Source organism: Flavobacterium sedimenticola (genome assembly GCF_030053345.1).
GTDB lineage: Bacteria > Bacteroidota > Bacteroidia > Flavobacteriales > Flavobacteriaceae > Flavobacterium > Flavobacterium sedimenticola.
In genome coordinates, this window is the sequence record NZ_JASGBP010000001.1 from 883,679 (window position 1) to 899,888 (window position 16,210).

Sequence of the window (16,210 nt, forward strand, 5' to 3'; positions counted from 1 at the left end):
CAGATAGGTCTTATATGGTTCAAAATGCCCAACTCGAAATCGCTTGTTTTAACCCGGAATCGGCCCTTATCGCCCAAGAACACGGCGCTGATAGAGTAGAACTTTGTAAGGGTATAGCTGTTGGCGGAACGACACCTGATTTTGAAACGGTAAAGCACATTCGTGAAAAGTTAAGTATCGATTTGTATGTTATGATTCGCCCAAGAGGAAGCCATTTTGTATATACTGATGAAGAATTTCAGCAAATGCAAGCCGATATCGTAGCGTTAAAACAATTGAATATCGACGGATTTGTCTTCGGGATTTTGAAGGATGACAAAACCATAAATATAGAACAAAATAAAATGTTAGTCGATTTAGCAAAGCCAATTCCCTGTACGTTTCACCGCGCTTTTGATGAGGTGGAAAATGCTTTTGAATCGTTAGAACACATTATAGCTTGCGGATTCAAAACCATTTTAACTTCGGGTCAGGCACCCAATGTAATGGAAGGCTTGCACCGTTTATCCGAATTGGTCAAAGCGGCCGATAACCGAATTGTCATTATGCCCGGCGGCGGTTTGCGTTCCGGCAATATTGAACAAATTCAAAAAAATACCAAAGCTGATTTTTATCATTCTTCGGCCATAACTGATGGTAACGAAACGGCTTCACCAACAGAAGTTCAAGCCTTAAAATCTAAGCTTCAATGAGAAAATTGTGGTTGATATTTGTTCTCTTTTTTTGTTTGCCAATGGTTCTTTGGGCACAAAATAACGAACGCAATTTAAGTTCTGAAAAATGGCAATTCAAAGGAGTCAATAACGATAAATACAAATGGTATCCCGCCAAAGTTCCCGGAACGGTACATACTGATTTGTTGACCAATAAACTCATTCCCAACCCTTTCTTCGGAGCCAATGAAAAGCAGTTGCAGTGGATAGAGAATGAAGATTGGCAGTACCAAACGACTTTTAGCATTTCCAAAGAAGAATGGAATCATCAAAATGCGATTTTGCAATTCAACGGGTTAGACACTTTTGCCGAAGTTTTTCTCAACGGAACTAAAATTCTCTCTGCCGACAACATGTTTCGTACTTGGAAAATCGACGTCAAAAAACTATTGAAAATCGGACCAAATCAACTCGAAATCACTTTTGTTTCAGCAGTAAAAAAAGGAAAAGAAGCAGTAAAGAAACTACCTTACACTTTGCCCGGAGACGAAAAAATATTCACCCGAAAAGCGCAATACCATTTCGGTTGGGATTGGGGACCGCGATTCGTTACCTCAGGAGTCTATAGAAATGTAGTCCTTCATTTTTGGGACAATGCGACGTTGGAAACTGTTAAATCGGTTCAAAAAAATATTTTCGCCGACAAAGCAGAACTCCAATTTGAAGTACGCATCAAAAGTGTTGTAGCTGGAAATTTTCAACTGAAAATTAATGATAAAATACAATCCATTGTATTAAAAAAAGGACAAAACCATATAACGGTAAACAGTGAAATCCAAAACCCGAAATTGTGGTGGCCGAATGGTTTAGGCGAGGCGCATTTGTATCCGTTTGAAGTGAGTTTGGTCAAAAACAATCAAACCATCGACCGAAAAAAACTAAAAATCGGTTTGCGAACCATAGAACTGGTTCAGGAAAAAGATCACATCGGCAAGAGTTTTTATTTCAAAGTCAACGGCCAACCGGTTTTTATTAAAGGTGCTAATGTCGTTCCGCCTGATAGTTTTTTGCCTCGCGCCACCGATTCGGTTTACCAATCCATTGTCAAAAATGCGGTTGATACCCATATGAATATGCTGCGGGTTTGGGGCGGTGGAGTCTATGCGGATGACGCTTTTTACGAAGCCTGTGATAAAAACGGTATTTTAGTTTGGCAGGATTTTATGTTTGCTTGCGCCATGTATCCCGGCGATGAAGCTTTTTTATCCAATGTAAAGCAGGAAGTTATTGATAACGTTTCTCGCTTGCAAAATCATCCGAGTATCGCCCTTTGGTGCGGCAATAACGAAAATGATGAAGGCTGGCACAATTGGGGCTGGCAAAAGCAATACAAGTATACCGCACAAGATTCCACAAAAATTTGGAAGGATTACCAAAAGTTGTTTCACGAACTCATTCCGAAAACGCTTGACAGTTTGTTGCCTGAGAATGAAAACCGTTATTGGCCGTCCTCGCCATCCATCGGTTGGGGCAGAAAAGAAAGTTTATTAAGTGGCGATGCGCATTATTGGGGCGTTTGGTGGGGCATGGAGCCATTTGATATGTACCGACAGAAAGTGGGGCGTTTTATGAGCGAATACGGTTTTCAGGGGATGCCCGATGTCAAAACGTTTCAGGCTTTCGCCAACAATGGCGAACTTAACTTTGACTCGGAAGCGGTGAAATCGCATCAAAAACATCCGACAGGTTACAAAACCATCAACGCGTATATGGCGCGCGATTATAAGGTTCCGAATACTTTTGAAGATTATATTTATGTGTCCCAATTGCTCCAGGCCGATGGCATGAAAACCGCCATAGAAGCGCATCGCACCGACCGAAAATGTATGGGCACTTTATTTTGGCAACTCAATGATTGTTGGCCGGTGACTTCCTGGAGTTCGGTGGATTATTACGGACGATGGAAAGCGTTTCAGTATCAGGCGAGGCGGAGTTTTGAGAAGGTGTTGCTATCGGTACAAGAAAAAGAAAATCAGTATGATGTTATTATTACCAATGACGATGTGATAGCCTATGACGGTGGCTTTGCATTGCAGTTGTTTGATTTTAACGGGGAACTTCTTTGGGATGCATCGGCGGCCGGAAGCATTCCCGCAAGTTCTGCCTTAGTTCATTTTGAAATTCCCAAAATGGATTTAAACGGATTTGATTTGGCAAAAGCAGTGCTTTCGGTTTCGTTTACTTCAGAAAAAAAATCAGCCTATTCGCTGTACTATTTTGTCAAACCTAAAGAGTTACAACTTATTAAACCCAACCTTCAAATTACAAAATTAGACGAGCTGACTTATGAAATCAGTACCGATGTGTTAGCCAAGAATGTTTTCCTTTCTTCCGAAGAAGATGCTTTTTTCAGCGATAATTATTTTGACATTTTGCCTGGGCAGAAAGTGTTAATCAAATTGGCGAAACCGGTGAAAGCTATTCGTGTAAAATCGCTTTTTGAGGTTATGAAAAACTAAACTTTGCAAATGACAAAACCTTTTTAGCCCCGATAGAAATGAAAATCTCGTCTTTTGGGACGAGATTGTAATGTATAGCGGGAAAAAGGACACCAAAAATGCCCGAGCCTTTCGCTCCTGAATTCTAAAACAAACCGTTTAACTCTGCGTCAATACGGTTGATAATCATTCCTAAATCTTCCGGATTGTTTACGAAATCCACGTTGTCGACATCAATAATCAAGAGTTTTCCTTTGTCGTAGGTGGTAATCCACGCCTCATAACGCTCGTTGAGACGGCTGAGGTAATCGATGGAAATGGTGTTTTCGTACTCGCGGCCGCGTTTGTGAATTTGCGACACCAAATTAGGAATCGAACTTCTGAGGTAAATCAGCAAATCGGGTGCGCCAACCAAGCCTTCCATCAATTCGAACAAGTCGGAATAGTTTTGAAAATCGCGATTGGTCATCAAACCCATCGCGTGCAAATTGGGCGCAAAGATGTGTGCGTCCTCGTAAATCGTGCGGTCTTGGATGATGTTTTTGCCGCTTTCGCGAATTTGCAACACCTGACGGAAACGGGAATTCAGGAAATAGATTTGCAGGTTGAATGACCAACGCTCCATTTGATGGTAAAAATCATCGAGATACGGATTATCTACCACATCTTCAAAATGCGGTTCCCACTTAAAATGTTTGGCTAAAAATCGCGTCAATGTTGTTTTTCCTGCGCCTATGTTTCCGGCTACCGCTATGTGCATTATGGTAATTTTATTTTATAATTTTTAATTTGCTGGTTGGTAAAAATAGCTAAAATTTGGTCTTTGTAATAAAAATTTCGGAACGATTTCTCAACAATTTCGATTTCAAAAACGGTTTTCAGTTTATTGTTCAAACAATACAGCGTGTTGTCTTTAACGAACAATATTCGCTCGTTATCTACAATTTGCATTTTTTCGAACGGGGGAATATTCGCCAACAAGGTTACTTTCCCGAATAAGTCAATCGCATACCAGTTGTTGATTTCGTCTATCCAATAAAAATAATTAAAGTCGGATTGGGTGTATTTGATATTTTCTTGTATCGGATTGCCGATGTTTTTAGCTGTGTTTTTTAAATAATCAAACAACATGATTTGCTGGGTAAGTGCATTGTAAACCCAAAACTGATTTTGAGAAGCCATCCCGATTTTGGATACAAAAATGGTGCTGTCTATGTCGAAAATATTGAGTCGTTGAATTTCATTCAATTGGTTGTCCAACAGTATAACCGTATTGAAGTCTTCATAAAAAACGACTATCTTGAGCGGGTTGATAAAATCGACCATCGAGATTTTTCCCAGCGCCACGTTTTTATATTCCCATTGCTGGTTGTCGTTTTGTTTGATGAAAATGTTGTTCTTAATGTAATAATGATTGTTTAAGCCATCAAAACCAATATAGGTTTTGTCTTCGATGGCAGCGGCAGTTAACGCGGTGGTTTTCAGTTTCGGATTTTGACTAAACCCAACGGTGCTGAAGCATAAAATCAACCATAAAAAAAGATATTTCCTCATCTCGCTAATTTACGGGAAAGCATGTAAATTCCCAATACTGTGGCACAATAATTTAACAAAACATTGGTAACAGTTTTCAAAATGTATCGTCATATTTGTTATATCAAAAAACCAACAGCCAATGAAAAAAATAGTTTACGCTTCGTTTTTTCTTTTCTCCTATTTAGCCACGCATGCCCAAAAAGATTTTCAGGGTATGGCTGTGTACGAGTCCAAAACCAGCACATCGGATTTTAAAAGCCGGTTTGAAGGCAATAAAGACATCTCGCCCGAGATGCAAAAAATGATTGAGGAAAGAGTCAAAAAGATGTTTGAAAAAACGTTTATACTCCATTTTGATAAATCGGCATCTATTTATAAAGAAGAAGAGAAACTCGATGCGCCTACAGCACAAGGCGGTGGCGGAATGCGTATGATGTTTAATTCGGTTACCGGTGGCGGTGGTACGTACTATAAAAATGTAAAAACGAAATCCTATACAGTTGATAAAGAGTTTATGGGGAAGTCTTTCTTAATCAAAGACTCATTGCCCAAATTAGAGTGGAAAATGGAAGCAGAAACCAAAGTCATTGGCGGCTATACTTGTTTCAAAGCCACGGCGGTAAAACCGGTTTCGGTGTCCGATTTCAGGAATTTCAGACCTAAAAAAGAAGCCGATAAAAAAGAGGCAGACGGAACAAAAACAGAGGAGAAAAAAGAAGATAAAGATAAAACTGAAACCAAAACCAATTTTATGGACGGTTTCGAAATGCCTAAAGAAATTACCATTACCGCATGGTATACACCCGATATTCCGGTGAATCAAGGACCCGATAATTATTGGGGTTTGCCGGGTTTAATATTGGAAGTCAACGATGGAAAAACTACTATTTTGTGTTCTAAAATTGTGTTGAATCCCAAAGAGAAAGCTGACATCAAAGCGCCTTCTTCCGGCAAAGAAGTAACCCAAAAAGAATACGATGACATCGTGATTAAAAAGATGGAAGAGATGAGCGAAATGAATGGAAACGGCCGTGGCGGTTTCCAAATGAGAATCAATCGATAATCGCTTAAACAGTCTGTTTTTCATGAAAAAATTGTCCTTATTGCTGCTGTTATTTTCCGGAATTGCCGTAGCACAAACCATCCGTTTCGAAGGAATCATACAAGACAATACCAACGCTCCTTTAGAAATGGCCAACATCATGGCGGTGAATCAAACCACCAAAGCTATGGATGCCTACGCCATCACAAATGATAAAGGGAAGTTTGTGCTCAATCTAAAACCGAACACAGCTTACACGGTAAAGCTGAGTTATCTCGGCATGAAAAACAAAGAGATTGCCGTGACCACGCAAAGCGAAAACATCACTCAGGTAATTACTATGGAAAGCGGTGGCATCGAACTCGATGGGGTGGAGATTGTGCGCGAAATGCCGGTGTCTATCAAAGGTGATACCATAGTATATAACGCCGATTCTTTTAAAAGTGGTACCGAGCGAAAACTCGAAGACGTGCTCAAAAAATTACCCGGAGTAGAGGTCAATGCCGACGGAGAAGTTGAAGTGGAAGGCAAAAAAGTCTCCAAGCTCATGGTAGAAGGCAAAGACTTTTTTGACGGCGATACCAAACTCGGGGTTAAAAATATTCCCGCCGATGCCATCGACAAGGTTCAGGTATTGCGCAATTACAACGAGAATTCCATTCTGAAAGGTGTTGAAAACAATCAGGATAATGTGGCCATGAACATCAAACTCAAAGAAGGCAAGAAAAACTTTTGGTTTGGCGATGTTACGGCAGCCGGAGGTTTTCAGCCTGAAACCAAATTCGACCGGTACAATGTCAACCCGAAATTGTTTTATTACAGTCCGAAATACAGCCTCAACATTATCACCAATTTCAATAACATAGGCGAGTTGCCGCTCACCATACAAGACTATTTCAAATTCACCGGCGGATTCCGGAATATGATGGCCAAAGGCGGTTCGAGTTTTACGGTATCAAGCAACGATTTGGGCATTTCACTACTGCGAAACAATCGCGCCAAAGAAATTGAAACCGATTTCGGGGCGACCAATTTCTCCTATAATCCAACCAAATCATGGAGTTTGAGCGGTTTTGCTATTTTGTCGTCTTCAATTACCGATTTGGAGACGGTGTCGAGTACCAATTTCCTCGACCCGACTTCCACCGAAGTGGCTTCTACCGAAAACCGTTCGGAAATAGCGCATCAAAAAAGTAATTTGGGCTTATTTAAACTGAGTTCCACCTACAAACCCAATACGAATTTTCAGTTTGACTACGATATTTTGGCCAAGTTCTCCAAGCAAGATGAAAACAATGCGCTTTTAAGGGAAACGATAGACGAAAGCAACACCTCAACCACGGAAGATATTTTTACGGTGAAAAAACAAGATCCGGTGACCATCAATCAAAACCTGAGTTTTTATTACACCGCTGCCGAAAAACACGTTTTTGCTTTCGAGACCCAACATTTATACCAAGACGAAAATCCGTTTTACAATGCCAATTTGGCTTCCGATCCGTTCACCACACCAAGCACCAATATTTTGGGGTACGACACAACTCAAAATAGAACCGATTTGAATCAGAACCGTTTTGTAAAAACCAACAAACTCGATTCAAAGCTCGATTATTACTACATGCTGACGCCCAAATCGAACATCAACATCACACTGGGAAATACCTATTCGGCTCAAAATTTCAACTCCAGTATGTACCAGGTGTTAGACAACGGTGGTGTCAATAATCTCGATAATACCGCCAATACCAACGATGTGGATTACCGTTTTAACGATGCTTTTTTAGGGTTTCATTACAAAGTGCTTACCGGCAAATTCACCTTTACGCCGGGCGTGAGTTTTCATACCTATGCCTTAAACAACGAGCAATTAGGTACGAGTTTCAAACAAAATTTTACCCGAGTGTTACCCGATTTTACGGCGTTGTATCAAATAAAAAAAGCGGAAACGTTGACATATAACTTTGCCTTCACCAATAACTTTACCGACATTAATCGTCTGGCAGAAGGTTTTGTCTTGAACAATTATAACAGCTTATCAAGCGGAAACCGAACCTTGGAAAATGCGATTCAGCAATCGCATTCCCTGCGTTACTTCAAATACAATATGTTCAATTTTGAAAATATTACCGCTGCGGCAAGTTATAATCGTACAGTGGATGCTATCAAGACCAGAGCTTTCTTTAATAACGTAAATCAAGTATCTTCGCCTTTTAACTCAGAGTTTGCCGATGAGACCTTGTCTTTCTTTGGGAGCTATGGGCGATCGTTTTTTAAGTACTACAAGGCTTCACTCAATGCCACACTCAATTGGTCGAAATTCAACAACATCCAAATCGATCGCAACACGCTCCAAGAGGTGTTGGTGACCAACGAGAGCTTTACGCAAAGTTATACTTTGCGAGCATCGACCAATTTTAAAAACCTGCCTAACATCGAATTAGGGTATAGTTATACCATCAACGATTATCCGAATGATACGTTTTTTACCGACAGACCGACGGTTAAACTGGATTACTTCTTCCTGAAAAGCTTCTCCTTTGTCAGCGAATACGAGTTTTATCATTACTACAACAGCGACAAATCGGTCGAAAACGAATACGATTTTCTCTCGGCCAGTTTGATTTACCAAAAAACCAAAGACAGCAAATGGGAGTACAAAATTTCGGCGACCAACTTGCTCAATACCACCTCGCTCAACGACGATAATTTCTCGCAGTTTTCCACCAGAACCTCACAATACCGGGTACAACCGCGTTATGTGATGTTGAGTTTGAAGTATAATTTGTAGGAGCTGATTCCCGCTTTTCGCGCTACACGGTAGCCTGCTTCAATCGGGGCTAGTTCTTCTTTTGTCTTGAAACAAAAGAAGCAAAAATTCAAGGCGTTGCATCTTCGGCGGTCAAACCTCATTTTAAATCCGAAAATAAAAGAACTCGCTTCGCTCAAACAGCTTTTATTTTTACGGATTTTTCAATGGGTTGACACCCGCCTGCCAGATGCTAAAGCCAAAAAGAAAAGCCCGCAGGTGCGGGCTTTGTTATATCATTTCCGGAATAATAATTAAATTCCGAAAGCGGCTTTTACCTTGTCCACAAAATCTAATTTCTCCCAAGTAAACAATTCTACGGTTACCGTTTTGTCTTCACCGTTTGGCGATTTAAACGTTTTGGTTACGGTTTCCGGAGTTCTTCCCATATGACCGTAAGCCGCAGTTTCACTGTAAATCGGGTTTCTCAATTTCAAACGTTGTTCAATGAAGTACGGGCGCATATCGAAGATGGTTTCCACTACTTTACTGATTTCACCATCGGTCATGTTTACTTTGGCAGTACCGTACGTATTCACGTTGATAGAAGTAGGTTTGGCCACTCCAATCGCATACGATACTTGCACCAAAATCTCATCACACAAACCGGCAGCTACCAGGTTTTTTGCAATATGACGGGTGGCATAAGCCGCAGAACGGTCTACTTTACTTGGATCTTTTCCCGAGAATGCACCACCACCGTGAGCGCCTTTTCCACCATAGGTATCCACAATAATTTTTCTTCCGGTTAAGCCGGTATCCCCGTGTGGACCGCCAATTACGAACTTTCCGGTTGGGTTGATATGATACGTAATATCGTCGTTAAACAAATGCGCGTATTGCGGGTATTTGGCTTTTACTCTCGGAATCAAAATCGAAATCAAATCGCTTTTAATTTTGGTCAACATCGTAGCTTCATCAGCAAAATCATCGTGTTGTGTAGAAATTACAATCGCGTCAATACGAACCGGTTTGTTGTCATCGGAATATTCCAAAGTTACCTGAGATTTAGCATCCGGACGCAAATACGTGATTTCGTTGTTTTCTCTGCGGATGGCCGCTAATTCAATCAACAAGGCATGCGATAAATCCAAAGCCAACGGCATATAATTCTCGGTTTCATTAGTCGCGTAACCAAACATCATGCCTTGGTCGCCGGCACCTTGCTCTTCTTTGCTCGCGCGGTCAACACCTTGGTTAATGTCGGCCGATTGCTCGTGAATAGCAGATAAAACCCCACACGAATTCGCCTCAAACATGTACTCGCTTTTGGTATACCCGATTTTGCGAATCACTTCTCTGGCAATTGATTGTACATCCAAATAGGTGTTCGATTTTACTTCTCCTGCCAAAATTACCTGACCGGTAGTCACCAAAGTTTCGCATGCTACTTTCGACTCCGCATCAAAAGCTAAAAAGTTGTCAATTAACGCATCACTGATTTGGTCAGCTACCTTATCCGGATGTCCTTCACTAACGGATTCCGACGTAAATAAATACCCCATAACTATAGTTTAGTTTTAATATTAAATGTTGCGAAAAATAGAGGATTGCCGTAAAAGCTAAAGGAGAGTTTCTGCTTTAGCATTTTTTAACGAGGTTGCAATCAGTACAAATTTTTCCTCTCAATTTTCGGTTGCAAATGTATAAAGACTAATTCGAAAACAAAAAACTATTTGACTTTTTTTATTTTTTTTAGGATTTTACCAAAAATCTAAATACGTAGTATTTAAATATATATCCGCAAATTTCAAATGTTAAATTTTCAAATTTCGTTTGGTCAATTCAAAAAACATTCAGAAGTTTGTCCCATACAAAAACAGCAAAAATGAACTTTACAATTTGTCATATGTGTCGCATGATGTGGAAATCTCCGCAGAGGACGCTAATGGCATAATTTTAAATTTAAAAATATATCCATAAAACCTCTGCACAACCGCAGAGGTTTTTTTATTTAAAACAAATCAGAATTAAACAAAGTAAAACAATGAAAGTAACAGGAAAAAATTTGATGATGAACCGCATGATGCACATGATGATGTGTTGTATTGGCGTGTCCTGTTACCAAAAGCGAAAGACGTAATCGAAGTTTGTATATACTCTAGAAGTCCTTTTGGTAAGCCATCCAAAAGGACTTTTTTTATGCTAAACATCTAAAAACAATAATCTTAATACTTAATACTAACATCTTAATACTTTACAATCATGAGCACACAAAAATTTGCTACCAATGCACTGCACGCAGGACACGACGTTACTAAAAACGCAGGAACCAGAGCCGTTCCGATTTATCAAACCACTTCGTATGTATTTAACAATGCAGACCATGCCGCCAACTTGTTCGGTTTAGCCGAAGCCGGATTCATTTACACGCGTTTGAACAACCCAACCAACGACATTTTGGAACAACGCTTGGCCGCACTCGAAGGCGGTATCGGAGCGGTCGTTACCGCATCGGGCACTTCAGCCATCGCCACCACGTTGTTAGTTTTATTGAAAGCCGGTGATCACATCGTAGCTTCTAACAGCTTGTATGGCGGAACGTACAACTTGTTAAGCGTAACCTTACCCAGATTGGGCATCACAACAACTTTCGTTGATCCGTCCAATCCGGAAAATTTTACCAAAGCAGCCCAAGAAAATACCCGAGCCTTCTTCGCCGAAAGCTTAGGAAATCCTAAATTGGATGTGCTGGATTTGAAAGCCATTTCGGCAGCAGCCAAAGCCTTCAAAGTACCTTTTGTTGTCGATAATACAGTCGCTACGCCCTATCTTTTAAACCCGATTCAACACGGAGCCGACATCGTTATTCACTCACTGACCAAATACATTACCGGCAACGGAACGTCGCTTGGCGGTGTCATTATCGATGCCGGAAACTTCGATTGGAGCAATGGAAAATTCCCTGAATTTACTGAACCATCAGCCGGTTACCATGGTTTAAAATACTACGAAGCTTTAGGGGCAGCGTCATTTATCGCTAAAGTCAGAATCGAAGGATTACGCGATTTCGGAGCCGCTCTGAGTCCGTTCAATGCCTTCCAAACCATCCAAGGACTGGAAACACTGGAAGTCCGCATCAAAAAACACAGCGAAAATGCGTTGGCTTTAGCCCAATGGTTGCAAGCACAGGAAGAAGTAGCTTGGGTAAATTATCCCGGCTTGGCATCTTCCAAGTACAAAGCGTTAGCTGAGGAATATTTGCCCGAAGGCCAAAGCGGTATTGTTACTTTCGGATTGAAAGGCGGTTTCGAGGCAGCGAAAAAAGTAGCCGATGAAACCAAATTGTTCTCGTTATTGGCGAACATTGGCGATACCAAATCGCTCATCATCCATCCGGCCAGTACAACCCACCAACAATTGTCTGACGCCGAACAAGAAACCACAGGAGTGACCAAAGACTTAATCCGTTTGTCGGTTGGTTTAGAAAATATCGACGATTTGAAAGCCGATTTAAAAGCAGCCTTTGTAAAAATTAAAACCCCGCAAACCGTATAACATGAGCACAAAAACCGTAAACGTAACCGGCTACGCCCAAAGCAACAACCAATTCGTAGTGAAGGCCCAAAACTTCGACATTCGAATTAGTAAAAATGACCAATTTCCTGAACTGGAAGGGCCAAGTCCGATAGAATACATTTTAGCCGGTTATGCCGGTTGCATCAATGCCGTCGGAAAGTTAGTCGCCAAAGAGCAAGGCATCGAGCTAAAATCACTTCAAGTAGAAATCTCCGGGACCCTCAGTTTAGACAAATACCAGGGAAAAATTAGCGAGGAAAGAGCCGGATTTAAATCGATTGAAGTAACCGTAAAACCAACAGCTGACGCTACTTTGGACCAATTAAAAGATTGGTTAATCACCGTGGAAAACCGCTGTCCGGTTCAGGACAATTTGATTAATCCAACACCGGTTTCTGTAGTGTTGGTTAAAGAATACGAAACAACAGCAACCCTGCTGTAAAACGAAAAGCCATTGGTTTTGTTTGTTTGTTAAGACTGTCTTCAAAATTGACGTTGAGGACAGTCTTTTAAAAAACAGCTAAAAAAAGAGGATATGAAAAAATTAGAAAAAATAGACTTGTTTGATTTTAGATTGGAAAACGGAAAACAACGACCTTATATTCCGCTGTTTTACCAAACTTTCGGGCAACCCATCGGTTCGGCCCCGACAGTAGTGGTCAATCACGCCCTGACCGGGAATTCCAATGTGTCCGGTGAAAACGGCTGGTGGAACGACGTAATAGGTGCCGAAAAAATCATCGACACAAATTACTTTACGGTAATCGCTTTCAACATTCCCGGAAACGGTTATGACGACAACTTCGGTAATTTGATTACCAATTACAAAGATTTTAGCATTCGCGACGTAGCCCGCATTTTTTGGGAAGGGTTATCCTTTCTTAAAATAAACGACGTTTTTGCGGTGATCGGCGGTAGTTTAGGTGGTGCCGTAGCCTGGGAAATGGCGGTTTTGAAACCCAATGCGGTTCATAATTTAATCCCAATTGCCACCGATTGGAAAGCGACCGATTGGGTGATTGCCAACGTGTTAATTCAAGACCAAATCCTCAACAATTCCGATGATCCGATTGCCGATGCGCGTTTGCACGCTATGTTGTTGTACCGAACACCACAGTCCGTAAACCAACGCTTTCAACGAAACAAGTTCCAAGATTCTTCGGTGTTTCAAATCGAAAACTGGCTGGCCAATCACGGCATCAAACTCAAAAACCGCTTTCGTTTATCGGCTTACAAATTGATGAACCATCTGCTCAAAACGAATGATATTACCCGTGACAGAGGCAATTTTTTGACCGTGGTCAATGACATTCAGGGAAATATTCACGTAATCGCTGTAGATACCGATTACTTTTTTATTCCGGAGGAAAACCGTGAAACGGTTGAAAGCTTAAAGCCAATCAAGGAAAATGTGTTCTATCACGAAATCCAATCCATCCACGGACACGACGCTTTCTTAATCGAGTTCGAACAGTTAGCCCAAATATTAGCTCCTATTTTTAACAAACAAAAACAAAACCATTATGTCAGCGCTTAGAATCAATATAGTTCTCTTCGGTATCGGAAACGTCGGGAGTACTTTAATCAATCAGGTCATTGAGAGCCAAAAATTCTTCCTCGAAAAAAGAAACATCGACCTGAGATTTCCCATCATTACCAATTCGACTCTGGCTTTTTTTGAAAAAGACGGATTAAAAAACCAATGGGAAGCCAACTTTGCCCAATCGGCCATTCCGTTCCGCATCGAAGACATCATCGAATACGTTCAAGAACAACAATTGGAAAACCTGATAGCCGTTGACGCCACGGCCAGCGAGGAAATCATCAAAAATTACATTCCGCTAATCCAAAACGGGTTCAACATCGTGGCGGCCAATAAAAAAGCCAATACGTTGCATACCGACTTCTACAAAGAATTGCGAAGAAATCTCAAAAAGTTCGACAAGACTTTTCTCTACGAAACCAATGTAGGCGCCGGTTTGCCGGTGGTTCAAACCATCAACGATTTGTATTTTTCAGGCGAAGAAATCACCAAAATCCGTGGTGTATTCTCGGGTTCGTTGAGTTACATTTTCAACCGATTTTCAGCAGAAGATTTAACGTTCTCTAAAATTTTACGCGATGCTGAAAAAAAGGGGTACACCGAACCCGATTCCCGTGATGACTTATCCGGACATGACGTTGCCCGAAAGTTGTTAATACTGGCCCGAGAACTCGAACAGGAATTGGAGTTTTCCGATATCAAAATAGAATCCCTTTTGCTTCCCAATCTGAATGAAAAAAACACCAAAGCCGAGTATGCCGTTAACAAACAGTTGTTCGACAAACCGTTTCAAATCGCCAAAATTACCCAAGCTGATAACCACGTGCTTCGGTATGTAGGCGAATTGGAGGTGAAGACCAAACAACTTAAAGTCAAACTGGTTTCGGTGCCCAAAAGTTCGGCACTCGGCCAACTCCAAGGTGCGGATAACTTGATTGAAATTTATACCCAATCCTATGGCGACATCCCAATCGTCATTCAAGGCGCCGGTGCGGGAAAACAAGTCACGGCACGCGGTGTTTTGACCGATATTCTCAAAGTAGCCGAGAAAATCAAAATTCGGGAAGCGATTTGGCTTTCCTAAAAAGGGTTATTGTTGTTTTAAAACTTAAATAAAAAGATACGCTATGAAGCTGGAATATATTGCTTTGGCCATTCCGTTCTTTGTCTTTTTCATGCTGTTGGAATATTACATCAGTCGAAGAAAAAATAGAAAAACACATCAGTTTAACGAAAGCATAGCCAATCTCAATGTCGGAATTGTGGAACGGATATCCGATTTGCTGACCACCGGAACCTTCTTTTTTGTATTTACTTGGTTGCATCAAAATTGGGCGGTCTTTACTATTGAGAGCAACTGGCTGACTTGGATTTTATTATTTCTGGCGACTGACTTGGTTTGGTACTGGTACCATCGCTTCGGTCACGAAATCAACTTGTTTTGGGCTGCCCATATTGTTCACCATCAAAGTGATGATTTCAATTACACGGCAGCGGCCAGAATCACAGTTATCCAAGCGGTATTTCGCGGTTTGTTTTGGAGTATTTTGCCCATCATCGGTTTTCCGGCAGAAATGATTACCGTTTTATTGCTCATTCACGGAACGTATCCGTTCTTCACACACACGCAACTCGTTGGGAAGTTGGGTTGGCTCGAATACATTATCGTGACGCCCTCACACCATCGGGTGCACCACAGCAGCAATCCGGAATATTTGGATAAAAACTATGGTGACATGCTGATTATTTGGGACAAAATCTTCGGGACTTTTGCCGAAGAAAAAGCCGAACCCCAATACGGTTTAACCAAATCACTGGGAAGTCACAGTTTCCTTTGGCAACATTTTCACTATTTTCTTGAACTGATTGTTGCTGTTCGTTTGGCCAAAACTACTAAAGCCAAACTCAAAATCATTTTCGGAAGTCCGAATGATCATGACCCGAGAATCAGAACCCTTTTGGAGCGGAAATTGTCCCAAAAAGTAACCCATATTCAATACACCGAAAAACTCATCCGTGCGATACAAATCAAGACCATTACTACAATTATTGTACTTTTTGGTACCATTTTATTTTCACACCATATCTCGCCGATTAATCTTTGGCTAATGACAACCTTTATCGTCTTGAGTGTAATCATTACCGGCGCCATGCTCGAACAGAAACGTTGGATTTTCCACCTTGAGTTTGCCCGATTCAGTATCCTCTGTTTTATTTTTAACGAAACCGTAATGACCATTTATGTCACTGCACTAATACTGATGATATACACTTTAACCTTACTGTTTTACAAAACCATCCATACAACTTATCAGAGATTTTTATTTTCCAACTAACCTTTACCACAAAAACCTACAGCACTACAACGTTGTAGGTTTTTATTTTTTCAAAACCCTTGCAAATGTGAATTCTGTGTCCTTACTTTGCACCGTTCATTAACATCATGTTTGTTATCACGAAAGCCGGAGGGAATAGACCCGATGAAAGCTTAGCAACCCTTTGCCAAAAGAAGGTGCTACATTCTATCTCACTATGAGAAAAGATAACCCAGAGATATTCTATCTTACTTTCCTGATACTTTTATGATATTGTCACACTGAGCTTGTCGAAGTG

At 41.0% G+C, this 16,210-nt stretch carries 12 protein-coding genes and 1 riboswitch; of the genes, 9 read left to right on the plus strand and 3 right to left on the minus strand.

The features are described from left to right. Window positions 1-14 precede the first annotated feature (14 nt). Together QHT84_RS03975 and QHT84_RS03980 are read left to right on the plus strand one after the other, a co-directional pair. Window positions 15-692, plus strand: coding sequence for a copper homeostasis protein CutC (locus tag QHT84_RS03975; RefSeq protein WP_283238236.1), 678 nt, complete (start codon window positions 15-17; stop codon window positions 690-692). Continuing rightward, window positions 689-3,172 carry a beta-mannosidase gene (locus QHT84_RS03980; protein WP_283238237.1) on the plus strand — a complete coding sequence of 828 codons (2,484 nt, stop codon included), beginning with the start codon at window positions 689-691 and terminating at the stop codon, window positions 3,170-3,172. The genes QHT84_RS03975 and QHT84_RS03980 overlap by 4 nt, the downstream gene beginning before the upstream one ends. Window positions 3,173-3,296: 124 nt before the next feature. Here the strand turns inward: QHT84_RS03980 and QHT84_RS03985 are convergent, their stop codons facing one another. After that, window positions 3,297-3,911: a deoxynucleoside kinase gene (locus tag QHT84_RS03985; protein WP_283238238.1), complete on the minus strand. Its 615-nt coding sequence runs from the start codon at window positions 3,909-3,911 to the stop codon at window positions 3,297-3,299. After that, complete coding sequence (locus tag QHT84_RS03990) at window positions 3,911-4,705, minus strand: hypothetical protein (RefSeq protein ID WP_283238239.1); 795 nt, start codon at window positions 4,703-4,705, stop codon at window positions 3,911-3,913. Before QHT84_RS03990 ends, QHT84_RS03985 begins: the two co-directional genes overlap by 1 nt. Window positions 4,706-4,826: 121 nt before the next feature. On the opposite strand from QHT84_RS03990, the gene QHT84_RS03995 reads away from it, so the two are divergent. Then, a complete protein-coding gene (locus QHT84_RS03995; RefSeq protein ID WP_283238240.1) occupies window positions 4,827-5,750 on the plus strand; it encodes a GLPGLI family protein in 924 nt (307 codons plus the stop codon). 22 nt (window positions 5,751-5,772) lie between these two features. Beyond that, window positions 5,773-8,517, plus strand: coding sequence for a carboxypeptidase-like regulatory domain-containing protein (locus QHT84_RS04000; protein ID WP_283238241.1), 2,745 nt, complete (start codon window positions 5,773-5,775; stop codon window positions 8,515-8,517). A gap of 272 nt (window positions 8,518-8,789) precedes the next feature. Here QHT84_RS04000 and metK read toward each other — a convergent pair whose 3' ends face one another. After that, a complete protein-coding gene (gene metK, locus QHT84_RS04005) occupies window positions 8,790-10,040 on the minus strand; it encodes a methionine adenosyltransferase (RefSeq protein ID WP_283238242.1) in 1,251 nt (416 codons plus the stop codon). Window positions 10,041-10,740: 700 nt separating this feature from the next. Here metK and QHT84_RS04010 point away from each other — a divergent pair. The 5 genes from QHT84_RS04010 (at window position 10,741) to QHT84_RS04030 (ending at window position 15,933) form a co-directional block, all read left to right on the plus strand. Next, window positions 10,741-12,033, plus strand: coding sequence for an O-acetylhomoserine aminocarboxypropyltransferase/cysteine synthase family protein (locus QHT84_RS04010; RefSeq protein WP_283238243.1), 1,293 nt, complete (start codon window positions 10,741-10,743; stop codon window positions 12,031-12,033). A gap of 1 nt (window position 12,034) precedes the next feature. Then, on the plus strand, window positions 12,035-12,496 hold the full coding sequence (locus QHT84_RS04015) for an OsmC family protein (RefSeq protein WP_283238244.1): 462 nt from the start codon (window positions 12,035-12,037) through the stop codon (window positions 12,494-12,496). Window positions 12,497-12,589: 93 nt separating this feature from the next. Continuing rightward, a complete protein-coding gene (locus QHT84_RS04020) occupies window positions 12,590-13,591 on the plus strand; it encodes an alpha/beta fold hydrolase (RefSeq protein WP_283238245.1) in 1,002 nt (333 codons plus the stop codon). After that, the gene (locus QHT84_RS04025; RefSeq protein WP_283238246.1) at window positions 13,578-14,681 is read left to right on the plus strand and encodes a homoserine dehydrogenase family protein; all 1,104 of its coding nucleotides are present in this window, start codon (window positions 13,578-13,580) and stop codon (window positions 14,679-14,681) included. Before QHT84_RS04020 ends, QHT84_RS04025 begins: the two co-directional genes overlap by 14 nt. Before the next feature lie 43 nt (window positions 14,682-14,724). Beyond that, window positions 14,725-15,933 carry a sterol desaturase family protein gene (locus tag QHT84_RS04030; RefSeq protein ID WP_283238247.1) on the plus strand — a complete coding sequence of 403 codons (1,209 nt, stop codon included), beginning with the start codon at window positions 14,725-14,727 and terminating at the stop codon, window positions 15,931-15,933. Window positions 15,934-16,044: 111 nt separating this feature from the next. Then, window positions 16,045-16,146, plus strand: a riboswitch (SAM riboswitch). The last annotated feature ends 64 nt before the right edge of the window (window positions 16,147-16,210 follow it).